At 65.8% G+C, this 23,439-nt stretch carries 26 protein-coding genes and 1 tRNA gene; 14 read left to right on the top strand and 13 right to left on the bottom strand.

The genetic code is table 11. The features are described from left to right. Positions 1-70 precede the first annotated feature (70 nt). Positions 71-481, top strand: a complete 411-nt coding sequence (locus HCU64_RS23590; RefSeq protein ID WP_233386896.1) for a DCC1-like thiol-disulfide oxidoreductase family protein — start codon at positions 71-73, stop codon at positions 479-481. Position 482: 1 nt separating this feature from the next. Here the strand turns inward: HCU64_RS23590 and rfbA are convergent, their stop codons facing one another. From rfbA to HCU64_RS23630, 8 genes are all read right to left on the bottom strand, one after another. Beyond that, positions 483-1,373 carry a glucose-1-phosphate thymidylyltransferase RfbA gene (gene rfbA, locus HCU64_RS23595; RefSeq protein WP_233386835.1) on the bottom strand — a complete coding sequence of 297 codons (891 nt, stop codon included), beginning with the start codon at positions 1,371-1,373 and terminating at the stop codon, positions 483-485. Then, complete coding sequence (gene rfbD / locus HCU64_RS23600) at positions 1,370-2,275, bottom strand: dTDP-4-dehydrorhamnose reductase (RefSeq protein WP_233386836.1); 906 nt, start codon at positions 2,273-2,275, stop codon at positions 1,370-1,372. The genes rfbA and rfbD overlap by 4 nt, the downstream gene beginning before the upstream one ends. 11 nt (positions 2,276-2,286) lie before the next feature. Further along, positions 2,287-3,348 carry a dTDP-glucose 4,6-dehydratase gene (rfbB, locus tag HCU64_RS23605; RefSeq protein WP_233386837.1) on the bottom strand — a complete coding sequence of 354 codons (1,062 nt, stop codon included), beginning with the start codon at positions 3,346-3,348 and terminating at the stop codon, positions 2,287-2,289. Positions 3,349-3,386: 38 nt separating this feature from the next. Beyond that, positions 3,387-3,938 (bottom strand): dTDP-4-dehydrorhamnose 3,5-epimerase, encoded by a 552-nt coding sequence (rfbC, locus tag HCU64_RS23610; RefSeq protein WP_233386838.1) that lies wholly within the window; start codon positions 3,936-3,938, stop codon positions 3,387-3,389. A gap of 82 nt (positions 3,939-4,020) precedes the next feature. Continuing rightward, positions 4,021-4,452: an energy transducer TonB family protein gene (locus HCU64_RS23615; RefSeq protein WP_233386840.1), complete on the bottom strand. Its 432-nt coding sequence runs from the start codon at positions 4,450-4,452 to the stop codon at positions 4,021-4,023. Positions 4,453-4,530: 78 nt separating this feature from the next. Then, positions 4,531-4,722 carry a hypothetical protein gene (locus HCU64_RS23620; RefSeq protein WP_233386841.1) on the bottom strand — a complete coding sequence of 64 codons (192 nt, stop codon included), beginning with the start codon at positions 4,720-4,722 and terminating at the stop codon, positions 4,531-4,533. A 209-nt stretch (positions 4,723-4,931) separates the two neighbouring features. Continuing rightward, entirely contained in the window at positions 4,932-5,489 is a 558-nt protein-coding gene (gene moaB / locus HCU64_RS23625; RefSeq protein WP_233386842.1) for a molybdenum cofactor biosynthesis protein B, read from the bottom strand. Between the two features lie 288 nt (positions 5,490-5,777). Beyond that, the gene (locus HCU64_RS23630) at positions 5,778-5,987 is read right to left on the bottom strand and encodes a hypothetical protein (RefSeq protein ID WP_233386843.1); all 210 of its coding nucleotides are present in this window, start codon (positions 5,985-5,987) and stop codon (positions 5,778-5,780) included. 212 nt (positions 5,988-6,199) lie between these two features. Between HCU64_RS23630 and HCU64_RS23635 the strand changes: the two genes are divergently transcribed. Next, positions 6,200-8,566, top strand: a complete 2,367-nt coding sequence (locus HCU64_RS23635) for a hypothetical protein (protein ID WP_233386844.1) — start codon at positions 6,200-6,202, stop codon at positions 8,564-8,566. 6 nt (positions 8,567-8,572) lie between these two features. Here HCU64_RS23635 and HCU64_RS23640 read toward each other — a convergent pair whose 3' ends face one another. Both HCU64_RS23640 and HCU64_RS23645 read right to left on the bottom strand, forming a co-directional pair. Further along, positions 8,573-8,809, bottom strand: coding sequence for a hypothetical protein (locus tag HCU64_RS23640; protein ID WP_233386845.1), 237 nt, complete (start codon positions 8,807-8,809; stop codon positions 8,573-8,575). Continuing rightward, positions 8,809-9,009, bottom strand: a complete 201-nt coding sequence (locus HCU64_RS23645; RefSeq protein WP_267922635.1) for a DUF2934 domain-containing protein — start codon at positions 9,007-9,009, stop codon at positions 8,809-8,811. Before HCU64_RS23645 ends, HCU64_RS23640 begins: the two co-directional genes overlap by 1 nt. Positions 9,010-9,151: 142 nt before the next feature. On the opposite strand from HCU64_RS23645, the gene HCU64_RS23650 reads away from it, so the two are divergent. The 4 genes from HCU64_RS23650 (at position 9,152) to HCU64_RS23665 (ending at position 12,463) form a co-directional block, all read left to right on the top strand. Continuing rightward, positions 9,152-9,397, top strand: coding sequence for a DUF6894 family protein (locus HCU64_RS23650; protein ID WP_233386846.1), 246 nt, complete (start codon positions 9,152-9,154; stop codon positions 9,395-9,397). 13 nt (positions 9,398-9,410) lie between these two features. Then, complete coding sequence (locus HCU64_RS23655) at positions 9,411-10,142, top strand: Crp/Fnr family transcriptional regulator (RefSeq protein ID WP_233386848.1); 732 nt, start codon at positions 9,411-9,413, stop codon at positions 10,140-10,142. 84 nt (positions 10,143-10,226) lie between these two features. Next, entirely contained in the window at positions 10,227-11,534 is a 1,308-nt protein-coding gene (gene purB / locus HCU64_RS23660; protein ID WP_233386849.1) for an adenylosuccinate lyase, read from the top strand. Positions 11,535-11,611: 77 nt separating this feature from the next. Further along, positions 11,612-12,463 carry a D-amino-acid transaminase gene (locus HCU64_RS23665; protein WP_233386851.1) on the top strand — a complete coding sequence of 284 codons (852 nt, stop codon included), beginning with the start codon at positions 11,612-11,614 and terminating at the stop codon, positions 12,461-12,463. On the opposite strand, the gene HCU64_RS23670 is transcribed toward HCU64_RS23665, so the two are convergent. After that, complete coding sequence (locus HCU64_RS23670) at positions 12,433-12,633, bottom strand: hypothetical protein (RefSeq protein WP_233386852.1); 201 nt, start codon at positions 12,631-12,633, stop codon at positions 12,433-12,435. The two genes, HCU64_RS23665 and HCU64_RS23670, sit on opposite strands and share 31 nt — an antisense overlap. 115 nt (positions 12,634-12,748) lie before the next feature. Here HCU64_RS23670 and HCU64_RS23675 point away from each other — a divergent pair, with 115 nt between their 5' ends. The 3 genes from HCU64_RS23675 to HCU64_RS23685 all read left to right on the top strand — a co-directional run bounded on the left by HCU64_RS23675 (position 12,749) and on the right by HCU64_RS23685 (position 16,090). Beyond that, entirely contained in the window at positions 12,749-13,057 is a 309-nt protein-coding gene (locus HCU64_RS23675; protein WP_233386854.1) for a hypothetical protein, read from the top strand. A 178-nt stretch (positions 13,058-13,235) separates the two neighbouring features. Then, entirely contained in the window at positions 13,236-14,528 is a 1,293-nt protein-coding gene (locus HCU64_RS23680; protein ID WP_233386856.1) for an adenylosuccinate synthase, read from the top strand. Positions 14,529-14,638: 110 nt separating this feature from the next. Beyond that, on the top strand, positions 14,639-16,090 hold the full coding sequence (locus HCU64_RS23685; RefSeq protein ID WP_233386858.1) for a histidine kinase: 1,452 nt from the start codon (positions 14,639-14,641) through the stop codon (positions 16,088-16,090). A 110-nt stretch (positions 16,091-16,200) separates the two neighbouring features. On the opposite strand, the gene rpoH is transcribed toward HCU64_RS23685, so the two are convergent. Then, the gene (rpoH, locus tag HCU64_RS23690) at positions 16,201-17,091 is read right to left on the bottom strand and encodes an RNA polymerase sigma factor RpoH (protein ID WP_233386859.1); all 891 of its coding nucleotides are present in this window, start codon (positions 17,089-17,091) and stop codon (positions 16,201-16,203) included. Between the two features lie 254 nt (positions 17,092-17,345). Beyond that, on the bottom strand, positions 17,346-18,344 hold the full coding sequence (locus HCU64_RS23695) for an RluA family pseudouridine synthase (RefSeq protein WP_233386898.1): 999 nt from the start codon (positions 18,342-18,344) through the stop codon (positions 17,346-17,348). 99 nt (positions 18,345-18,443) lie between these two features. On the opposite strand from HCU64_RS23695, the gene HCU64_RS23700 reads away from it, so the two are divergent. From HCU64_RS23700 to HCU64_RS23720, 5 genes are all read left to right on the top strand, one after another. Then, positions 18,444-18,519: transfer RNA gene (locus HCU64_RS23700), tRNA-Glu, on the top strand. A gap of 705 nt (positions 18,520-19,224) precedes the next feature. After that, positions 19,225-19,440 carry a helix-turn-helix domain-containing protein gene (locus tag HCU64_RS23705; protein WP_233386860.1) on the top strand — a complete coding sequence of 72 codons (216 nt, stop codon included), beginning with the start codon at positions 19,225-19,227 and terminating at the stop codon, positions 19,438-19,440. A gap of 64 nt (positions 19,441-19,504) precedes the next feature. Next, on the top strand, positions 19,505-19,867 hold the full coding sequence (locus tag HCU64_RS23710) for a hypothetical protein (protein WP_233386861.1): 363 nt from the start codon (positions 19,505-19,507) through the stop codon (positions 19,865-19,867). A gap of 308 nt (positions 19,868-20,175) precedes the next feature. Further along, positions 20,176-22,665, top strand: a complete 2,490-nt coding sequence (locus tag HCU64_RS25485; RefSeq protein WP_233386862.1) for a DUF3987 domain-containing protein — start codon at positions 20,176-20,178, stop codon at positions 22,663-22,665. 319 nt (positions 22,666-22,984) lie between these two features. Beyond that, positions 22,985-23,437: a hypothetical protein gene (locus tag HCU64_RS23720; RefSeq protein WP_233386863.1), complete on the top strand. Its 453-nt coding sequence runs from the start codon at positions 22,985-22,987 to the stop codon at positions 23,435-23,437. Positions 23,438-23,439 lie beyond the last annotated feature (2 nt).

Raw genomic sequence — 23,439 nt, forward strand, 5'->3', positions numbered from 1 at the left:
AAATGTCCCAGCCTTCCGCAACGACCTGCCGATTGTCGTCTACGACGGAGTCTGCGGGCTTTGCTCCGGGATGGTGCGCTTCACATTATGGATCGATGGGTCACGCGAGCGCCATCGCTTCGTCGCAGCCCAGTCTCCAATCGGCGAGGCGCTCTTTCGGCACTACGGCTTGCGTTACGACAACTACGAAACGGTCCTCGTCATCAGCGGCGGCCGCTGCCTTCAGAAGTCGGAAGCTGTCCTCTCTCTGCTCGAGAGCCTCGGGCCGCCCTGGTCGTGGATCGGGCGCATCGGCGCACTAGTTGCCCACGCCGCTGCGCAACGCCGCCTACGAGTTCATTGCCAAGAACCGCTACCGGATCTGGGGCCGCGCAGACGCATGCCGGCGACCACCCCCGGGTGCCGAGGCGAGGTTTCTCGGATGATCGATCGGCTCTGCGACGCAGCCGCGCCCAGCCCTTTCGATCGAGACGCAGCGTGATCTAGGCGCCTGCTCCGTCTGGGCGCTCCTCACGAGCCAATCTCAGCAGATTTTGTCCGTAGTTCGTTTTGGCGAAGAGCTCACCGCGGGCGATGAGCTGGTCTCGGGTGATGAATCCTTGGAGGTAGGCGATCTCTTCGAGGCAGGCGACCTGCAGTCCCTGACGGTTCTGCAGGGTGCGCACGAACTCCGAGGCCTCCAGCAGACTGTCATGCGTGCCGGTGTCGAGCCAGGCATAGCCGCGGCTCATCTTCTCGACGTGGAGCTGACCGCGATCGAGGTAGGTCTGATTGACGCTCGTGATCTCCAACTCGCCCCGCGCGGAGGGTTTCACCTGCGCCGCGATGTCGAGCACCTGGTTGTCGTAGAAGTAAAGGCCGGTTACCGCCCATGGGGATTCCGGCTGCTGCGGCTTCTCGACGATGCGGCGCGGCCGGCCCTCTTTGTCCAGGCTGACCACGCCGTAGGCTTCCGGGTGGTCGACATGGTACGCGAACACTGTCGCGCCTTCCGTCCGCTGGACCGAGCGACGCAACAACTCACTCATGCCGTTGCCGAAAAACAGGTTGTCGCCGAGCACCAGGGCGACCGGGTCGTTAGCCACGAACTCGCGGCCGATGATGAAGGCTTGGGCGAGCCCTTCCGGCTGTGGCTGGACCGCGTAGCTGAAGCTCAGGCCGAACTGCTCGCCGAAGCCCAGCAGGCGCTGATAGTTGCCGAGATGCTCGGGGCTGGAGATGACCAGGATCTCGCGGATGCCGGCGAGCATCAGCACCGAGATCGGATAGTAGATCATCGGTTTGTCGTAGACCGGCAGCAGCTGTTTGTTGATGGCGAGCGTCGCCGGATGCAGCCGCGTGCCGGAGCCGCCAGCGAGTACGATGCCCTTCATGGGATGGCCTTTTCGATTGCTTTGCGCGGTCCGACGAGCCGGTCGAGGATGTCCTCGAGCGCTTCTTGCCAGGGCCGCGGCGTGAGGCCGAAGGCGGCCGTCAGGCTTGCGGTCGATAGTTGAGAGTTGGCGGGGCGCCGTGCCGGAGTCCGGTAGGCGCTGGTCGGGATGCCCTCGACCGGGATCGCGCGCCCGCCGCGCTGGGCATTGCCGGCGACGATGGCTTGCGCGAAGCCGTGCCAGGTCGTGGCGCCCGCATTGACGCAGTGGAAAGTGCCGGTCGGGGCCTGCGCGTCTGCGACAAGCCGCAAGGCGATCGTGGCCAGTGCCGCAGCGAGATCGGCGGCGGAGGTGGGGCAGCCGTGCTGGTCATCGACGACCGTGAGTGTGTCGCGCTCGGCGGCGAGCCGCAGCATGGTCTTCACGAAGTTGCCCCTGTGCGGGCTGACCACCCAGGCGGTGCGGACGATGGCATGGCGCGGATTGCCGGTGCGTACCGCCATCTCTCCGGCCGCCTTGCTCGCTCCGTAGACGCTGGTGGGGCCGATCGGTGTATTCGGCTCATAGGCGTCCGTGTCTGAGCCGTCGAAGACGTAGTCCGTCGAAACATGTACCAGCGGGATTTTCTTGCGAGCCGTTTCGGCGGCGAGAATGGCCGGAGCCAGCGCGTTGAGCCGCCAGGCGGCCGCAACGTCGCTCTCGGCCTTGTCGACGGCCGTGTAGGCGGCCGTGTTGATCACCGCAGCCCAGTCACGCTCACTGATGATCTGGGCGACAGCAGCCTCATCGGTGATATCGAGCGCCTCGCGGCTCGGCGCCTGGGCGTGCACGCCCTTCGGCCAGGGATAGGCTTGAAGCTCCGTCCCGACTTGGCCCGCTCCGCCGAGGATGAGGATGTCCATCGGGAGGACGCTCACGCCTGCCTGGCCGGCGCCAGTCCGAGGCGCTCGCCCGTATAGCGGCCCGCGCGGATCGGCTGCCACCAGCTCTCATTCTCGAGATACCAGCGCACCGTCTCTTCCAGCGCCGCCTCGAAGACCTTCTCGGGCCGCCAACCGAGTTCGGCTTCAGCCTTGCTGCAGTCGATGGCGTAGCGCCGGTCGTGGCCGGGCCGGTCCGTCACGAAGTTGATGAGTTCTTCGTGCGGAGCGTTTTGCGGCCGGAGGTGGTCGAAGGCGGCGCAGAGCCCCTTCACGACACCGAGATTGTTCCTCACCGAGCGGCCGCCGAGCAGGTAGGTCTCGCCGACCCGCCCGCGCTCCAGCACGGCGACGAGCCCTCTGGCGTGATCCTCGACATGGATCCAATCGCGCTCGTTGAGGCCATCGCCATAGACCGGCAGGCTCTTCCCCTCCAGCGCGTTGAGGATCATCAGCGGGATCAGCTTCTCCGGGAAATGGCGTGGCCCGTAATTGTTCGAGCAGTTGGTCACCAGCACCGGCAGGCCGTAGGTCTCGTGCCAGGCCCGCGCCAGATGGTCGGAAGCGGCCTTCGAGGCCGAATAGGGCGATCGCGGATCATAGCGGCTCTCCTCCGTGAAGAAGGCGCCCTCCGGCAGCGAGCCGTAGACCTCGTCGGTGGAGACATGGAGGAAGCGAAACGCCTTCCGCTGCGCCTCGGACAGCGTCTCCCAGTATGTACGAGCGCCGTCGAGCATGACCTGTGTGCCGACCACGTTGGTGCGCACGAACGCCCCCGGATCGGTGATCGAGCGATCGACGTGGCTCTCGGCAGCCAGATGCATCACTGCATCCGGCGCGAACTTGGCGAAGAGGGCGTGGATGCGGGCCGGATCGCAGATATCGGCCTGCACCAGCCGGTGCCGCGCATCGCCCTCCAGGGGAGCCAGCGAGATCGGATTGGCTGCGTAGGTCAGCGCATCGAGCGTGAGCACCTCGTGGCCGAGGTCCTGCACGAGATGCAGGACGAGCGCCGAGCCGATGAAGCCGCAGCCGCCGGTCACGATGATGCGCATGACAATACTCTCCGTCAGCCGCCTGGGCGATCCTACAGTCAGAACAGCTCTGGCGCCTCGGCGAGCCGGGGGGCGGCCTTGTCCTTAGCCGAAAGGATTGCCTCGGCCTCACTCACCGGCCAGTCGATCCCGATCTCGGGATCGTTCCAGACGATGTTACGGTCGTTCGCCGGGCTGTAATAGGCGTCGACCTTGTAGGCGACCATGGTGTTCGGCTCCAGGGTGCAGAAGCCGTGGGCGAAGCCGTGCGGTATGAAGAGCTGCTCACCATTCTCCGCATCGAGCCGCACAGCGACGTACTTCCCGAAGGTCGACGAACCGCGTCGGATATCGACCGCCACATCGAGGATCGCCCCGGCCAGCACCCGCACGAGCTTGGCCTGTGCGGCAGGCGGGGTCTGAAAATGCAGGCCCCGCAGCGTCCCGACCGGCGCAGAGAACGACTGATTATCCTGCACGAACACGTTGGCGATGCCGCGCTCGGCCAGCTGGTCCATCCGGAACACCTCCGAGAACCAGCCACGCTCGTCGCCATGCCGCTTCGGGATCACCCGCTTGACCTCGGGGATCTCGGTCTCAATCACTCGCATCGTCGCCCCCGAAAAATGGATCGTTCCTTGGCCGCGCGTTCAAGGGTGTGGGGGATGCCGAGTCAAGCAGGCCTCGCACCCCTTACCGCGCAAACTCCACCGCAAAGGCCAACTCAGTAAACCCCTCCAACGTCAGCAGCTTTGCCGGGGGCGGCGAAAAGGGCGCGGCCGCTTTGGCAGCTTGGAGCGCGCGTCTGTCGAGAGCATCGGAGCCTGAACTCTCCTCGATTGCGGCGCCCTCCAGCATGCCTTCGGAACCAATCCGAATCCGGATCGTCACAGTACCCTCAGGAATGGCTGCGCGTGAATTTCGGGAACTGTTGCCGGGGAGATCCTGGGATGCTTCTTGGCCGGATCGGCTGACCTTCGTCACGACCATCGCTACCCATTGTGCCGGACTCTGCCGTGAGGCTGGCCGTTCCTTCACCTGTAGCGGCGAACCGGCTGCCGCGCTCTCGGGTTCGCCGAGGATCGCTACCGATACGAGACCTGCACAGACCAGTCGCGGCAGCATGGACTCCGGTCCCTGAGAGTGGTGCAGAACAAAAAAGGGCGCCCGTAGGCGCCCTTGGATGTCAAGCGGCCTTGCCGCTCACATCTTTTTCTTCTTCATCGACTTCGACTGCATCTTGCCACCGGACATCTTGCCGCTGGAGCCGCCGCCGGCATCTGCGTTGGATCCGGTCTGCATGGTGCTCTTGCCGCTGGCCGCCGAGGCGCCGGTGGCTCCGAAGCCGAGGGTTCCAAAGGCGAGCGCGGCCGCGAGCGCGAGGGCGAATTTCATTATGCTACTCCCAGTTGTTGAGGCGGTAGATCGTCTTTTTGCCTCGGGACAACAGGTGGATTTCGGCTCGGTTCCTCAAATCACGGAGGCGGCAAACCCTCCGATCCTCAAGCTTTGCTTTCCGGCTTGCCGCGGATAAGCGCTTGCGAGCTTTCAGGGCGCCCCAATTCGTCCTCCCAAAACCAGCGCGCTCGGCCGCGAGACTTGCCCTAGACGCTGATCGTCGCCCCACGACGCAAATGCTCGTCGAGCCGCGGCAGAATCTCGACGAAATTGCAGGGCCGGTGGCGGTAATCGAGCTGTGCGTCGAGGATCCCGTCCCAGGCATCTTTACACGCGCCGGGCGAGCCGGGCAGTACGAAGACGTAGGTTGCCCGCACCACCCCGGCAGTGGCCCGCGATTGCAGGGTCGAGGTGCCGATCTTGTCGTAGGAGATGCGGTGGAAGACGGCCGAGAAACCGTCCATTCTCTTCTCGAAGAGTGGTTCGATCGCTTCGGGGGTGACGTCGCGACCGGTGAAGCCGGTGCCCCCTGTGGTGAGGATCACGTCGATATCCGGATCGCGCGACCAGGCCTCGACCGTCTTGCGGATCGCTGGGATCTCGTCGGGCACGATCGCCCTGGCGGCGAGCTTGTGACCGGCCGTCTCCAGCCGCCCGACAAGCGTATCGCCGGAGCGATCGTCCTCGATCGTGCGCGTGTCGGAGACGGTTAGCACGGCGATGGCGAGCGGGATGAAGGGGCGTTCGAGGGCGGTGTCGTTCATCGATGGCTCGCCTGCAGGGTGAGGTTTCGACGATGATACGACATCCAGCGCCGGCCGGCGCCTGCGATCGTGCATCGACACTCGCCGACGATCCTGCCCTAAGAGTCGCGCTGCACAGGTCGCCCTTCGCTTTGCCGTGACCAATCTCTCTCCGATCAGGCCGCCCTGGCTGTCGCGTTGAGCTTCTGTGCGATCTCAGAGATCAGGGAGACGGCGTTCGCTTCTGGTGCAGGGCAGGACGCGCCGGTTCAGCGCCTCGGCCTCTGTCTAGCGGGCGACCTCCGTCCTTCACTGGCCGAGAAGGGCGAGCGTGAGAACCCAGAAGAGGTTGCGCGTACCCGTGCACCGGCGGACGAGGGCTTCGAGTCCGGTCGTCTGATCGGGGACCTTGGCGAACTCGCCCTTCTTCTGAAGCTCCGCAATCCATGCGCCGATCTCCCGCGGTGACTGGCCCTGCGCGAGACCGGCGGCGAGGGTGATGAGCAGGCGTGCTGCCACGACGATTGGCGCGAGCCGACAGAGGACCCGATAGGGCTGCCGCGTGGCACGATCGCGGAGGACGGAAGCGCGTCGTCGGCGGCCCGAAGACTGTCGTCGGCAGCCAGTGAAGTTCCACGCTATCGGTCTGACGATCACCAAGACTGCGAAAGCGCGGTGCTATGTTGAACAGGCGAATCGCGCGGGGCGCTGGTGGTTCGGAGGTTGGGCTTATGGACTCCATTTCGCCCGGTGCGATCGTCGGTGCCGGCGTTGTCCTCGGCCTGCTCGCCGCTCGCTGGATCTTCGCCTGGGGCGCCGTTTTGCGGTGGCTCCGCGTCCTCTGGGTCTGCCGCATTCCCGCGCTCAGCGCTGGTCTCGGTCTTCTGCTGTTCTGGCAGGCCGAGCCGGCGCGCGACCTCTTCATGGAGTCGCAGCTCTACACGTCGTACTGGATCAGCTTCTTCTGGCTGGCACTCCTCTGGGCGGTCAGCGTGCATTTCAGCGCGCGCAAGGCGTTGGAGCAGCAGGCTTGGGCGGCTCCCGGTGAGCCCTTGCCGTTGGAGCCGCATCGTCTCGGCGATCTGCGGCTCTGCTACCGGCCTGCCGCGACCTGGATTCCGCGCCTGCTGGGGTTGCTCTGCCTTGCCGGGATTGGGCTCGGGATCTGGGGTGCCCATGATGACGTCGCGCCGATCCAGAAAGCGTTCCTGTTCGACGATTCGACGAAGCTCTTCTGGGGAGTCGGCATCGTCTGCCTGCTCTATCTCCTCTACGTAGTATTTCGCGGCTGGGTCGTGAGCCCCCGCGAGCGGCGCGAACCGTTCTGGTCCTACCTCGCCGATCAGCTCACCGGGCGCACGACGACGCTGCTGACCGAACCGAGGGCCTTCTGGTTTCTCGATCTCGCCACGGCGCGGGGCCGTGCTGCGCGCGCCGTCCAGAACCAGGGCCCTATCCCCTGGGACGTCGCGGCTTTGCTGCTGCTGCTGGCCCAGGCGGCTTGCTGGATCACAGCGATCATCGTGCCCTTGAGCCTGGCGGAGCAGGTCTCGCGGGCGCCCTTCGTCGTGCTGATGCTTGGCCTGCCCGTCTCGCTCCTCGCATTCCTTTCCTCGCTGTCCCACCAGTGGCGGGTGCCTGTCGTCGGGCTGACGCTGCTCGGCCTCGTGATCCTCACCGGACTGCAGGAGCGCTTCCACGATTTGCGGACCGTTAAGACGCCCGACGATTGGCGCCGGCTGACGCTGGCCGAGGCTGTCGCGGGCTGGAAGGCCGCCAATTGCTCCGGAGATGCAAAGGCGTCCTGCCCTGCCCGCCCGGTCATCGTCGCGAGCGCAGGCGGAGCAAGCCGCGCGGCCTTCTTCACGGCCACCGTGGTGGGCGATATCATCGACCGGGAGCCCTCGTTTCGGAACCGGCTCTTCGCTTTTTCGGGCGTGTCGGGCGGTGCGGTCGGCTCCGCCATGATTCGCAGCGCGATGACCGAGGCCTCGTCCGAGGCGGGGCCGCCCTGCGATAGGCTCGATTCCCTCTGGTTCGGGCCGGCCGAGAATTACGGCCATTCGCCCGGCCAGCAGCCGATTGGCTGGAAGGCCTGTCTGCAAACCCTGCTCGCCGGCGATTTCCTGTCACCGGCCTTCATCGGGCTGGCCTTCCGCGACTTGTTTGGCTTCCTGGTCGACGAGGATCGCGCCGTACTGCTCGAACGCGCCTTCGAGCGCCGCTACGATCGGCTCGTGCCGAGGAAGCCCGGTGCCGAGCGTTTCGGTCTGGCGCGCCTCGTCGGTGAGGGCCCAACGGCGCAGGCCGGCTGGGCGCCGCGGCTTCTCCAGAACACCACCTCAGTGGATGACGGCCGGCGGCTGGTCATCACGGATTTGCAGCCGGATCTCTGCGATGGCGGCAGGCAGGGACGCGTTCTGCCACTGGCCTACGACCTGTTCGAGACGATGGCGCATGCCACAGGCGATTGCGCGTCGGGGCAGCCCCGAGCAGGGCGGACCCTGCGCCTGTCGAGTGCCGCCGCGGCGAGCGCACGCTTCCCGGTGGTCTCGCCCCAGGCGGGCTTGCGCGGCGATGACGGGACCCTGCGCGCGATGCTGGTCGACGGCGGCTATTTCGAGAATGACGGTATCACCACAGCCCGCGAACTCGCCAAGGCGCTTGATGGATTTGGCTTGAGGGCCGTCATCGTGCCCATCACCAACAACCCCACCACGGCCTCGACCGAGGGGCCGGGCGACCGGCTGCCGGCCCCTCACGATCCGACCTGGTACGACGTCTTCACCGCACCGCTCGCCGCACTTGTCGGCACGCGCAACGGCCATGCGGTGGAGGCCTCCCACAAGGCGGAGGATGCCGGCCTGCAGGTGATCCGCTTCCAGGTCTATGACCGCGTGCCGATGCTCCGGCCGGGCCAGGGCTGCAGATTCGACGGCGAGCCCGGCACCATCGACACCTCCGGCAAGCCGATGAAGGATCTGTCCATGAGCTGGTGGCTCTCCGGCGCCGTGCAGGGCTATCTCGACCGGCAACTCTGCCACCCCGAGAACAAGAAGAGCTACGAGGCGCTGAAAGCCGCGCTCACGGGGCCCTAATCGCCGTCACGCCCGCCCGGTGCCGGCCGCGATCTGCTCGATGAAGCGCAGGCCATCCCAGAGCTCGACGTCGCACTGCCAAGCGAGCGCGGCGGCCAGAGACAGGGCCTCGGCATCGGTCTGGGCGAAGAGAACCTCGGTGCGCAGTACCTTCTTCTCGGCATCGAGGACCAGGGCGCGGTAGGCCGGCTTCTGCGGCTTCAAGGCCGTCGAAGCGCGGCGGATCGGGTCGTGCACCGACATCAGGCGACCTCACCTTCGGCCGGCTCTGGCGTTACTTCTGCGCGCAACTGCTGCTCGGCGAGCAGCCAGAACCGCATTTCGAGGCCCGGTGGACAGTGGTTGCGCTCCCACAATTCGTAGGCACGCTGCCGGATCCGCTCAGCCGGGATCCGCCCCTCCCCGCCTCCGATCGCAACCCCGTTGTCCTTCGCCCGCGTCATTCGCATTCACCGCAACGGCGCGCCGTCGGCGCGCGTTGTCGGCTGCGTTAGCCGGATGGCGGCTTGGCTGCGCGAACATAGGTTCGCGAAGCGGCTGGCCGATTGCGGCAGGCTGGAGCTGTTGCGCTGAAGGGAGGCCGGGTTGCCGCGATACTTTTTCGATGTCGCCGACGGAGACCGTCACGTACGCGACGAGGAGGGCCTGGAACTGCCCGATGGCGAGAGCGCGCGCCGCGAGGCGATCTGCTCGCTGCTCGACATCGCCCGCGATGAACTTCCAGACGGTGATCATCGCAGCTTCGTCATCACGGTCCGCGATGGCGACGAGACCTCCCTGCTCTCGGCCCGCCTCGCGCTCGATGCCAAGTGGCTGGCGCAGGCCGGCTAAGCGGAGGCACGCTGTGTCCGATCGCGACCACTTGAGCCGGCTGACGCGCCGCCTGCAGACCAATACCGAACTCAACCAGGCGGAGATCGATCGTCTCGAGTCGCTGCCGCTGCAGATCAAGACGCTCACCCGCTTTCAGGACGTCGTCCAGGAGGGCGAGCATCCGACGCAGTCCTGCGTGGTCCTGCGCGGCTGGCTTTTTCGCTACCGCATCCTGGAGAGCGGCCGCCGACAGATCCTGTCGTTTCACGTCGCCGGCGAGATGCCGGACCTGCACAGCATCTATCTTGAGGTGATGGACCACTCCCTGGCTGCGCTGACGCCGTGCGAGGTCGCACTCGTCCCGCACCGCCCCTTGCAGGATCTCGTCGCCGATCATCCGCGCATCGGTGCCGTGCTCTGGCGGGATACGCTGATCGATGCCGGCATCTTCCGTGAGTGGATGGTGGGGATCGGGCGGCGCTCCGCCTTTGAGCGCCTCTCCCATCTGATCTGCGAGATGTATCTGCGCCTGGCGCGCGTCGGCCTCGCCCGCGACCACAGCCTCGAATGGCCGGTGACGCGCTCGGATCTCGGGGATGCCACCGGCATGACCTCGGTCCACGTCACACGGATGCTCGGCGAACTCCGGCGCGCCCGTCTCATCACCCTCCAGGGTTCGATCCTGACGATTCTCGACTGGGACCGGCTCGTCGAGGCGGCCGGGTTTGATGCGAGTTATCTGCACCTGCGCCCGACGTCCTGAGGCAGTCGCAGGGCGGACATTCCTTGCCTTCGAGGGCCTTGGGGACTAGCGATCGCGGCAATCCCGAAGGAGCCGTATCGCGTCATGATCCCCCGTTATTCCCGCCCCGAGATGGCCGCGATCTGGTCGCCGGAGAGCCGGTTCCGGATCTGGTTCGAGATCGAGGCGTACGCGACCTCGGCGCTGGCCGAACTCGGTGTCGTCCCGAAGGAAGCTGCGGATAAGGTCTGGGAGAAGGGCCGGGACGCGGTCTTCGACGTCGCACGGATCGATGAGATCGAGGCGGTGACGAAGCATGACGTCATCGCCTTCCTGACCCACCTTGCCGAGATCGTCGGGCCGGAGGCACGCTTCGTCCACCAGGGTATGACCTCGTCGGACGTGCTCGATACCTGCCTTAACGTGCAGCTGACCAAGGCCGCCGACATCCTCATCGCCGACCTCGACAAGCTTCTGGCCGCGCTGAAGAAGCGCGCCTTCGAGCACAAGATGACCCCGACCATCGGCCGCTCGCACGGAATCCATGCCGAGCCGGTGACCTTCGGGCTGAAGCTCGCCCAGGCCTATGCCGAGTTTTCGCGCAATCGCGAGCGTCTGGTGGCTGCGCGCAGGGAAATCGCCACCTGCGCGATCTCGGGCGCCGTCGGCACCTTCGCCAACATCGACCCGCGGGTCGAGGAATATGTCGCCGAGAAGATGGGGCTCGCGGCCGAGCCGGTCTCGACGCAGGTCATCCCGCGTGATCGCCACGCCATGTTCTTCGCGGTGCTCGGCGTGGTCGCCTCCTCCATGGAGCGCCTCGCCATCGAGGTGCGCCACCTGCAGCGGACCGAGGTGCTGGAAGCGGAAGAGTTCTTCTCCGAGGGGCAGAAGGGTTCGTCCGCCATGCCTCACAAGCGCAACCCAGTGCTCACCGAGAACATCACCGGTCTCGCCCGGATGGTACGCGGCTACGTGACCCCGGCCTTGGAGAACGTGGCTCTCTGGCACGAGCGCGACATCTCGCACTCCTCCGTCGAGCGCATGATCGGCCCCGACGCCACCGTGACCCTGGACTTCGCGCTGGCCCGCATGACCGGTGTGATCGACAAGCTGCTCGTCTATCCTGAGCAGATGCAGAAGAACCTCGACCGTCTCGGCGGCCTGGTCCACTCGCAGCGCGTGCTGCTGGCGCTCACGCAGGGTGGCCTGTCGCGCGAGGATTCCTACCGGCTGGTCCAGCGCAACGCGATGCCGGTCTGGCGCGGCGAGGGCGACTTCCTGACCCTGCTCAAGGCGGATTCAGAAGTGACAGCGGTGCTGAAGCCCGAGCAGATCGAGGAATGCTTCGACCTTGGCTACCACCTCAAGCACGTCGACACGATCTTCCGCAGGGTGTTCGGCGAAGCGTAAGCTTCGCCTCACGCTGACGACGGAGTGAACGTCGCACGGTTCGTGCTTGGGGCCGGGTAAGAGCGAGACGGGACGGCATGACGCGCACCGCTTACGTGAACGGCGAGTACCTCCCTCTGGAGCAGGCCAGCGTCTCGGTTCTGGACCGCGGCTTCCTATTCGCTGACGGGATCTACGAGGTCGCGGCGGTGCTGGGCGGCCGTCTCGTCGACAATGCCGGGCATGTGGCGCGGCTGGAGCGCTCGCTCTCGGAAATCGGCATCAAGAATCCCTACTCGCTCGAAGAATGGGTGCGGATCGAGACCGAGCTCGTCGCGCGCGACGGCCTCGAAGAGGGCCTCGTCTATCTCCAGGTCACGCGCGGTGCCGCCGAGCGCGATTTTTCCTTCCCGAAGGACACGGCGCCCACCGTGGTCGCCTTCACCCAGGCGAAGAAGATCGCGCACAATCCGCTCGCCGAGAGTGGGGCGAAGGTCGTGACCGTGCCGGACATCCGCTGGCAGCGGCGCGACATCAAATCGGTGGCGCTCCTAGCCCAGGTTCTCGCCAAGCAGGCGGCGAGCGAGGCCGGCGCGGCCGAAGCCTTCATGGTCGAGGACGGGTCGATCACAGAGGGATCATCCTCGACGGCTTTCATCGTGACCCGCGACGGTACCATCGTCACGAGGCCCCTCTCGAACGCGCTGCTGCCTGGAATCACGCGGCGCGCGGTGATCGCACTGGCCACCGAGTTCGACCTCAAGCTCGAGGAGCGCCTGTTTTCGGTAGAGGAACTGCACGATGCCGCCGAAGCCTTCTACACCAGCGCCTCGGCCTTCGTGATGCCTGTGGTCTCGGTGGACGGCAGGGCGCTGGGCGACGGCAGGCCCGGTCCGGTCGCGCGGCGCCTGCGCGAGCTCTATTTCGCCTTCGCCGAGGCGCGGGACTGACGCAGCGTCATCACCACGCACAACACCAGGAAGGCCGCGAGCCCCGTCCAAAGGCCGCCCTCGCTCAGCTTGGCCAGAGCGATGCCCCAGGGATCGTCCACGGTCAGTGCTGCGGCCACGATGAGCAGCAGCAGCGGGATGGCACAGAGGATGGCGAGCCAGCGAGGCATTGGATCAGCATAGCACCTCCCGCCGCCGGGTCGAAGCGCCACGGCGCGCATCGGAACGCTGCCCCGCTCCATCCGTTCTCCCGGCAACACTGCATGCCAGATGGGGGAACGTCCCATGCTCAAGCGAATTCCTGCGGCGGTCGCCGCGATAATCCTGACCACGGCTGCCTACGCGCAGGATCCGTCCGTGCCACAGAGGGGCCAGGACAGCGACCCGAAGTTGCCTCCTCCGAGCCAGCAGGTCCCTGAGAAAATTCGGCCCGAAGCGGACGGTTCGAGCGGCCCGACGCTGAGCGACAAGCTCCAGAAGTCGGACGGCGTGATCAAGCCGCCGGGCGGTGTCGATCCCGAGATCAAGACGATCCCGCCAGGCGATTCCGGAAGCTCGATGCCGGTCATCAAGCCGCCAGCCGAGGCGAAGTAATCCCGGGTCCGCCACGTGAATGCGCTGTGTGCACCGCGGGCTTTGCTTGACCTGCCTCGCCTGATCGCCGAAGACGCGCCTTATCCTCGCCCCGGCTACAAGCCGGGGTTTTCGCGCGTGGCGAGACGGTCGAACTCATTGACCGCTGAGTGGCCACGGGAAGCAAGTCGAGACCGGTATGGCCAACGTCGTTGTCGTAGGCGCCCAATGGGGTGACGAGGGCAAGGGAAAGATCGTCGACTGGCTCTCCGAGCAGGCCGACATCGTCGTGCGCTTCCAGGGTGGCCATAACGCTGGCCACACGCTCGTCGTTGGGAACAACGTCTACAAGCTGTCGCTGCTGCCTTCGGGCGTGGTGCGCCCTAAGACGCTGGGCGTGATCGGCAACGGTGTGGTGCTCGACCCCTATGCGCTTGTCGCCGAGATCGAGCGCATCACCGGCCAGGGCGTCGAGGTGTCGCGGGAGAACCTTCGCGTCGCCGACAACGCCACGCTGATCCTTTCGCTCCACCGCGAGCTCGACGCGCTCCGCGAGGACGGCGCCCCCGGCACCAAGATTGGCACGACCAAGCGCGGGATCGGCCCGGCCTACGAGGACAAGGTTGGCCGTCGTGCTATCCGCGTCATGGACCTGTCCGAGCCCGACACGCTCGGGCCGAAAATCGAGCGCCTGCTCGCGCACCACAACGCCCTGCGCCGCGGCTTTGGCCTGCCAGAAATCGCAGAGCAGACCATCCACGACGAGCTGACCGGCATTGCCGACAAGGTGCTGCCCTACCAGGACACCGTCTGGCGCCTGCTCGACGAGGCGCGCCGCGGCGGCAAACGCATCCTGTTCGAGGGCGCGCAAGGCGCACTCCTCGACGTCGACCACGGCACCTATCCCTTCGTGACCTCGTCGAACACCGTAGCCGGCCAGGCCGCTACGGGTTCCGGCCTCGGCCCGGGCGCGGTCGGCTACGTTCTCGGCATCGCGAAGGCCTACACCACCCGCGTTGGCGAAGGCCCCTTCCCGACCGAACTCACCGACGAGATCGGCGAGCGGCTCGGCAAGCGCGGACACGAATTCGGCGTGGTCACGGGCCGTAAGCGGCGCTGTGGCTGGTTCGATGCCTGCCTCGTGCGCCAAACCGTTCGCACATCCGGCATCGATGGCATCGCCCTCACCAAGCTCGATGTGCTCGACGGATTCGAGGAGATCCGGATCTGCACGGGCTACGACATCGACGGCGTGCGCTTCGACCACTTGCCGGCGAGCCAGGGGGCGCAGCAGCGCGCAGTACCGGTGTACGAGACCTTCAAGGGCTGGGACGGCACCACCGGCGGCGCCCGCTCCTGGGCGGACCTGCCGGCCCAGGCGGTCAAGTACGTGCGGCGGATCGAGGAGCTGATCGGCGCGCCCGTCGCCCTGCTCTCGACCTCGCCGGAGCGCGACGACACCATCCTGATGCACAACCCCTTCGAGGATTGACGCGCTTTTCAATGGAATTGATGCCGGTTCGCCGCCAAAAAGCGCAACAGGACAAAATCTTGGAGCCACGCTTCGGGCGCAGGCTCTAGGCACGGGCGGATCGGGGCACGATGGCCGACTACTATCCGTTGCTGTCACGGGCGCTGGACGCGCTGCCGGATCGCACACCCGCTTTGCGCAAGGCCGTGTACGACCGAGCCCGTAGCGCGTTGATCGGCCAGCTCCGCACGCTGGAGCCGCCGCTGCCTGACGAGGCGATCGAGGTCGAGCGCAAGGCGCTCGATGCCGCGATCGAGCGTCTCGAGAGCGAGAACGGGGCGCCGGCAGCACCGCCTCCTCCTCCTCCGGCGGCACCGCCTCCGACCCCTCCCGAGGTCAAAGCCGAACCGAAGTCAGAGCCCGAGCCCGAGCCGGTGCCCACCGCCGCACCTCTCCCGCCTGCTGCGGCGGTTCCAGAGGCTGCGCCTTTCATCCCCCCATCGCCACCGCCTCCACCCCAGGAGCCGGAAGCGCCTGCCGAAGAGCCGCTGCCCGAGGCTGGCCCGCCGCCCGCTTTCACGCCCTTCGTCCCGCCGCCGCGCCGCCCGAGGCTAGACGAGGATCCCGGGGTGCCTGTGCAGGATACCGCCCCGGCACCGCCTTCGGTGCAGGACGTGGCTCCGCCCGAGGGCGGCAATGGCCGCCGCAGGCCCAAGCTGGACGTCAAGGCGCCGCGGACAGGCCAGTCGCGGCGCTTGCGCAACCTCGTCGTTGGCGGGGTGCTTGCCGTGGTGATCGGATTGATCGCCGTCGCCGCAATCATGCTCGCCGACAAGCGTAGCGACCTCCCGCAGGATTCCGCGGATACCGAAGCGTCTGCGCCGGCACAGCCCGACGCCAAGCTGTCCGATCGGGTCGGCGGCGAGAAGCCAGAGGGTGATCAGCAGAGCGCAGTGCAGGAATCCGGCTCGAACGCGACGCCCACGTCGCCAAGCTCACCGACGTCGCCTGCACCGGCGCCATCGCGCCCCGACGTCGCCGTGGCGCAACGCGCTGTGCTCTATGAAGAAAACAGCGCCGATCCAAAGGCGCAGCCGACGGCTATCCAGGGCCGGGTGCTCTGGCGCCTCGATGCAGTAAACGGTGAGCAAGGCCAGCCCCTGCAGAGCGCGGTGCGAGCGAATATCGAGTTTCCCGAGGCCGGCCTGACGCTGGCGATGACGATTCGCAAGAACCTGGACGCGACGCTGCCTGCCTCCCACACGATCGAGCTGGCCTTCACCAATTACGGGCCCGGCGAGAAGCGTGCCGTGCAGGAAATCGGACTGCTCCAGCTCAAGGACGAGGAGGGTGGGCGGGGCTCGCCCGTCTCCGGATTGCCGGTCCGGGTGCGTGATAACCTCTTCCTAATAGGTCTCTCGAACCTGCCCTCTGACATCGACCGCAACACTGAAATGCTGACCCACCGAAACTGGATCGATCTCGCCGTGAAGTACAAGGACGGCCCCCGCGCCATCCTGTCCTTCGAGCGCGGCACTGCCGGCGCGCGGGTCCTGCAGGATGCCTTCAGTCAGTGGCGCTGAGCGGGAAGCTCGCCCATCGTTGCGAGGCGAAGCCTCGGCAGCAATGACGGCGCCGCAAAGAAAAACGCCGGAGGGGGGACCCTTCCGGCGTTGATCTCAACCTATGCGGATCAGACTCGTGCTTCGGCGCGCGGCGCCTCGCGGGTCGCCATATTGCGCTTGACCGCATCCTGTACCTTCTCGAAGGCGCGCACCTCGATCTGACGCACGCGCTCGCGGGACACGCCGAACTCACCGGAAAGATCCTCCAGCGTGATCGGATCATCCGCCAGGCGGCGCGCCTCGAAGATGCGCCGCTCGCGCGGGTTCAGCACCGAGAGGGCGTCGCGCAGGGCGGAGAGGCGATTCGAGCCCTCTTGTTCGGCGGCGAGCACGCTCTCCTGACTCGGCGAGTTGTCGACGAGCCAGTCCTGCCACTCGCCCTCGCCCTCCTCGCGCAAGGGCGCGTTGAGCGAGGTGTCGCCGGACAGGCGGCGGTTCATATCGATCACGTCCTGCTCGGGCACGCCGAGGTTCTTGGCGATGACCTGGACCTGTTCGGGGCGCAGATCACCGTCCTCGAGCGCCGAGATGCGGCCCTTCGCCTTGCGCAGGTTGAAGAACAACTTCTTCTGGTTCGCCGTCGTGCCCATCTTCACGAGCGACCACGAGCGGAGGATGTATTCCTGGATCGCCGCCTTGATCCACCACATGGCGTAGGTGGCGAGCCTGAAGCCTTTCTCCGGCTCGAAGCGCTTGACGGCCTGCATCAGGCCGACGTTGCCCTCGGACACCACCTCGCTGATCGGCAGGCCGTAGCCGCGATAGCCCATGGCGATCTTCGCCACGAGGCGCAGGTGGGACGTGACGAGCCGGTGCGCCGCCTCGCGATCGCCGTCGTCGCGCCAGTTCTTGGCCAGTTTGAATTCTTCCGCGGGTTCCAGCATCGGGAACTTGCGGATCTCGTCGAGGTAGCGCGAAAGGCCACCTTCATTGGCGAGCACGGGCAATGCGCCTGCCATGGACACCTCCTGTATCGGCCCCCCTGTCGGGCAGGCCCCCTCACGAACGGCCTCTCTCTTGAGCCGGCCGGTGCGCTCCCCATCTGTACAGGAGAGCACGGCGGCCCGGTAGCGGGGCTCGTCACGCGAGTGACTGCAACGCGCCAACCGGGCTTCAGGTTTGAAATTTGCACGCCGATGCCATGCGCTGCGGTGCCGAAACGCACCCCATCGTTCAGCGAGTGCTTGACCGGTGCGCCTGCGCAACTCGGCCGTTAGACCGGCTTTCCCGACAACGCGTCCACAAGCTTCGCCATGTCCGGCGGCAGCGGGCTCTCGAAATGCATTCGCTCATCGGTTCGCGGATGCCGAAAGCCGAGCAACGTTGCATGCAGCGCCTGACGCCCCAACGCCGTGAGCGCTGTGCGCGCGGCCTCCCCGAGCTTGGCTGCCTTCGTCTTCATCGCACTGCCATAGGTGTCGTCGCCGAGCAGCGGATGGCCGCGATGGCTAAGGTGTACCCGAATCTGATGCGTCCGCCCCGTCTCCAGAACGCAGCGCACCAGGGCGACGATGCCATCGTGATCGGCCGCAGCCTCGACCCGATAATGGGTGACCGCGTGCCGCCCCTCACCTTCCCGCACCACCGCGATCTTTTCCCGGTTTCGCTGGCTGCGTGCGAGGTTCGCGGTGATGGTGCCGGCCCGCGGCTCGGGTATGCCCCAGACCAGCGCTAGATAGGCCCGCTCGAGATCGCCGCTGCGTCCGTGATCGGCAAATTGCGCCGAGAGCCCATGATGCGCTCGGTCATTCTTTGCGACGACCAGCAACCCACTCGTATCTTTGTCGAGCCGATGCACGATGCCGGGCCGCCGCACCCCGCCAATCCCCGATAGGCTCGCTCCGCAATGTGCGACCAGCGCGTTGACCAGCGTGCCGCTCTCGTGCCCGGCGCCGGGATGCACCACGAGCCCTGCCGGCTTGTCGATCACGATGAGATCGTCGTCCTCGTAGGGAATGACGAGGTCCATCGCCTCCGGCTGCGGCTCGGCCGCGACCGCTTCGGGTAGGTCGACCACAATGTGGGTCCCTGGCCCAACCTTTCGCGATGGATCGCGCAGCGCAATCCCATCGCACAGCACCCTGCCCTCTCGAATTAGCGCCTGCAGCCGAGAGCGCGACAATTCGGCAAAGGCCGCCGCCAGTACGCGATCGAGCCGCTCAGAACTCGCCTCGTCTGTCACTGTAACGGACAAGCGTTGCGGCTCGTCCAGGTCCTGCACATCCGGTATGACCGCTGTTTCGTCCAACCTGTTCCAAGCCCCTTGCCGACCACCGATCCCGTCGGTATAGGAACCCCCGCCTGCCCGGAAGCTCCCATCGTCTAGCGGTCTAGGACGTCGCCCTCTCACGGCGAAAACAGGGGTTCGATTCCCCTTGGGAGCGCCAGCAGGATCAAGGCCTTAGTCGCCGTTTCTCTGCCCCGACTTGAATTCGTTGCTGCTTTCGTTGCCGTTGGTTTCGCAGCATGAGTATCAGCCCGATCAAATTGACGGCTTGCTGGCCGGACGGCCGGCCGGTCTTGTCAGGAGACGATGCACGCAGTTTCCTGCGTGCCGAGGCGCAGCGTTTGGGAGAAGATCCCGATGAGCTTCTACGCTTAGCGTGCCGTGAATCAGCTTCATCGAGGCTAATCCTGAAACTGCTGGGATTGACCCGCGATGCACTCGCTCGGCCGCGGCACCGCCCGAAAGATGCAGCGCGGCATGCTCTCGTACTTCGCGTACTTGACGATGTCTCACGCCAGCAAGGATCGAGCCCGGCGACTTGGTATCGCGATGCTGCTCGGCTGCTAGCGGACCCAACGCGACGGGCAAAGGCGGGAGTGGGTGGCGGTAGCGGTCTCGCGGTCGTGGGCAATGGTCCAGGGCGCGGCGCGATGACTGTGTCCTCTCTGAAGAATGCTCGCAGGGCCGCGCTCAACGAACTGGCCCGTTGCTTCTTCAGGGTGGAAGACGGCGAAGCTGATGTGAGCGCCTTTGAGGCGGCTGCGAACGCGTTGAGGGCCGCACAGTAAGTCAGTCAAAATCGGCGTCTTAAGGTGTCAGACGCCACCGTACGTTCACGGCGCAACTTGTTCCGCCGAGGCCGTACATGACCAAGCAACAGCAAGCCGAAGCAGCAGTCGGTCTCGCGACCGCAGCCCTCTCGGTCGACGAACTCGCCGTCTACTTTCGCATCTCCCGCACGTCGGTATATCGCCTGTTCAACGCCGGCGATCTCAAGCCAATCAAAATCGGCCGCCGCACTGCGATCCGGCGCGTAGACGCCGACGCCTTCCTGGCTCGGTGTGCAGGGGCGGTGCGATGAGCAGCCTCGCATCTCCCATCCCGCCGCTCGTTCCGCTCACTGCTTACCGCATGGAGGTGGCGCAGTGACCGGCTTGGTGCCAGGCGTTTTCACGTTGGGCGTCCCCGCAGCGCTCAAAGCAGGGAATGCCCAATTTTTCGATCCAGATCCGGCCTGCCTAGTTCAGCTACGCCCCATGCTGGCATCAGAGATCACCCCGCTCACCGGCGCGAAAGACAACGCGATCCTTTTCGCGCGCGGCCGCCCCGGCGAGATGCTCGTCCTAGCTTACGTCAAAGTGCCGCCCTCGATGCGCAGAAATGACCGCGAATGCGTGATGCGAGCTCTGCGGAGGCTGGAAACCTTCGACCCGAGCGCAGCAAAGATCGTTCGTGAAAGGGTCGGTCGCACCCGCTGGCCAGCAGAGCACCGATCCTTCGAGAACTAAGCTGCCGCCACGCAGAGCCGCGCAACCGATCCGACGTCCCTGGAGAGACTTCATCGCGAAAACGGCGGCCCCCGTACCACCGGGAACCGCCGCTGTTTTCGATAGCCGAACGCCCATGCCGGGGCGGACAGCGGGAATGGATCATGCTGAGAAACGATTATGGGCTCGACGAGATCGAGCGGCAAGGCTCGGAGCCAGCCCCTGCCGGTTCAGGAGCACCGCCAACGCCATTGCGAGGGGATACCGACAAGGCCGTCGCCTTCCTCTGCGGCCTCATACCGAAAGGACGGCTGGCGGTCGCCGACATCGTGCCCGATGCCGCGTGCCGCGGTGAGACGTTCAGTCTGCCGGATGATCGGCCAGAACTATTCGAGTGGATCGCGGCGCGTCAGGGCCGCAGCAATATCCACCTGACCCTGAACGAGCCAGTCGCCCGCGAGCGGCAGCGCGGCGCGGCTGGGCGCGTATGCAAGGCCGATATCGAGACGATCCGCGTCGTCACAGTAGACCTCGATCCGCGCCGGGAGATGGAATCCGAACCGGGCGGTTTCGAGCGGGAGCGCACCCGACTATTTGCGCTGCTTTCAGCTTGGCGAGAGGACGCACGCGGCCCTTCGGCCATCATCGACAGCGGCGGCGGCGTTCAGGCCGTATGGATGCTCCGGGAGCCATTGAAGGCTACGCCCGAAAACATCGCGCTCGTAGAGGCGCAGAGCAGAGCGCTCTCACGGCACTACGGTGGTGACGCGACGCACAGTGTCGAGCACCTTTTCCGCATCCCTTTCACGATCAACCTGCCCAACGAGAGCAAGCGTGCCAGAGGGCGGAAGCGGGCGGAGACACAGGGGAAAGTCTTCGATCCGCCGCGCTTCCACACCCTCGAAGATCTCGCCCGCATCGCCTCGCCCGAGGTCGAGCCGAAGGCGCTGATACCTGCAAGCTTGCCGGATGTGTCGCTCTCGCTCGGCTGCCTCGGCGTTCCCGAAAATCTCGAGGAAGAGTTGAAGGAGCGCCTTGCTGCAGCGCGGACCCAGAGCGCTTTGCTTAATCGGCTATTAGCCGCCGCGTCACCAAGCGCCGACCGGTCCAGTCACGACTACGCCCTCGCCGCAGCGCTCGTCGAAGCCGGTTTTTCAGACCCTAACGATGTGGCGGACGTGGTCGCGGCATATTCGCCGGAGAAAACCGAGGATCGCGGCGCGTCGTACTTGGCCCGTACAGTCGCAAAGGCGCTGAGCGGCGCGAAGCCCCTAATGCCGGAAGATTTCTTCGAGGCCATTCCAGGCGATGCAGATCCAGTCACAGCGTTCGCCGAGCCCGTCGACATCTTCGGCGACGACGATCCCGCTGAACTCTCATCGCCGCCTGTAGGCAGCCTGCCGGACGTCATCGAGGCGTTCGTGCGCACCGAGGCGCCGCGCAAAGGCGTGCCCGAAAGCTTCGTTGCTATTGCGGCGATCGCCGCTGCCGGCGGCGCCATCGGCAACGCTCTGACAATCCAGCCCAAACGCCACGATTCGGGCTGGCGGGTGCCTGCTTCGCTCGCTGTCGTCATAACGGCTCGCCCAGGGCGAAAGAAGTCGCCGACGATCGCAGCGGCGCTGGCACCGCACCGCATTCTTGATCGCGAGATGTATTCGGCCGGCACCCGCGCAAGGGCAGCATGGGAGGCAACGAACAAGACGGCTCGCGGGAGGGCTTCGGCTGCGCCGGCCACACCGATGCCGCCTCTGCGGCAGTTGCTCGTTGACGATGCGACACTCGAAAAGCAGGTGCGTATTCACGCCGACAATCCGCGAGGTGTGATCCGCGCGCCCGACGAGTTGGCCGCCTTCCTTGGCAGCATCGGTGCCTACAAGCGTAACGGCGAAGGCGACCGCGGCAACATGCTGAAGCTGCTCGACGGCTCGCCGGTGAGCCTGGATCGGGTCGGGGGCACCGTGCGGGCCGACAGCGCCTTAATGGGCCTCATCGCCTCGACACAGCCTGACAAGATCCGGGCGCTTGCTCGCGATCTCGGCAGCGACGGTCTGCTTCAACGGCTGATCTTCGTCGTCGACGACGGCCTAGAGCGGCCGAGCCTCGACGTGCCGCCCGACGCTGCTGCCCTTGCGACCTATGAGCAAGCAATCCGGGCCTTCTGCTCAATCGACGTCTTGTCCGGCGGTGTCGTGCACTTGTCCGATGAGGCGCGGACGGTCATCGGCGAGACGCTAGGCAGGGTGCGAGCGCTGGAGCGGCTGCCGGGCGCCTCTGCTGCTTGGGAGGGCCACATCTCGAAATGGGATGGCCTGGCCTTCCGCATCCTGCTCTGCTTCCACGCCCTCGACGTGTGGTCGTTCTTCGGCAGCGTTCCTGTCGGGCCCGGCAACGAGGTAACGGCCGACACCGCGCGCAAGGCTGCGCGGTTCATCGGCTTCCTCATGCGCCATGCCCTGCGGTTCTACGCCGAATTCTACGAGCCGGCCGAGCATACCAGCGAGGCTCGATGGATCGCCAATTGGCTGCTGACCCGGCCCGAGATGGAGAGCGTGACGCCGCGGGAGATCGAAAAGGCCCGGCGTTATTTGGCAGGGAAGCGCCGAGCGACTTTGTCGGCGATGCGCGATCTGGAGAACGCCGCTTGGGTCGTAACTGCAGATCGAAGCTCTGACGGACCGTCTCGCTGGACGATTAACCCGGAAATCCACCGGCGGTTTGCTGAACGAGCGGAACGGGAAAAAGCGCACCGGGAGCGTGAACGCGAGAGAATGCTAGCGGCAATGTCGGCAAAGAGGGCGTTTCGAGATGAAAGCTGAAGCATCCGCGCCGACAATGCCGCTCGCGTACGCGAGATCCAGATTGCTTTTTCAATCAATTAGTATTGAAATTTATGTACCTCCTGATCTTTCATTGTCTCTCACACGCACGCGAGCGGCATTGTCGGCAGTAAGGTGTCGGAAGATCTGAGGGTGTGGACGCTCGATAACGTCACGGCGCATCGTCGTTCGAGGAGGCGTCGTTTCGTTACAGGTACCTCGGCGAGAGCGGTGTCTTGGTCGGAAGACCGGGTCGATATTGCGCGACATCGCAGATTCGATATCATCCTTGCCTATCAACTAGTTGGGAGATAGCGCGGTGCCGCTGAAATCTGGTCGCCTCACGTCACAGGAAAGCGCCTTTGTGGGCCACATGGTGCGGATCAACGATCCGACGGCAGCCGCCCAGCTCGCGGGCTATCGGCAGCCATCAAATCGCGGTGGCGACCTGATGCGCCGGCCGGCCGTCGTCGCCGAGGTGCAAGCTCGCGTGACGCATCGCCTACGCACAGAGGGCTACGAGGTCGGGGTGGGCACGTTGATCGAGATTGCCGGCGACAAGGCGGCCCCGAAGGCGCCCCGCGTCATGGCCGCTAAGGCGCTCGTCGAATTATCAGCAGGGACTGAGCAGGACGGCCAGGCGAAGCCGCTTCACGAGATGAGCCGCTCCGAGCTGCAGCAAGCCGCAGAGGATGCGAAGCAGTACCTCGCCGAGCTCGAAGCGCCGATGATCGAGGGCGACGTCGTTTCGCCCGGCAGCGTCTTCGACTAGGT

The sequence above is a fragment of the Methylobacterium sp. C25 genome, assembly GCF_021352225.1.
Taxonomy (GTDB): domain Bacteria; phylum Pseudomonadota; class Alphaproteobacteria; order Rhizobiales; family Beijerinckiaceae; genus Methylobacterium.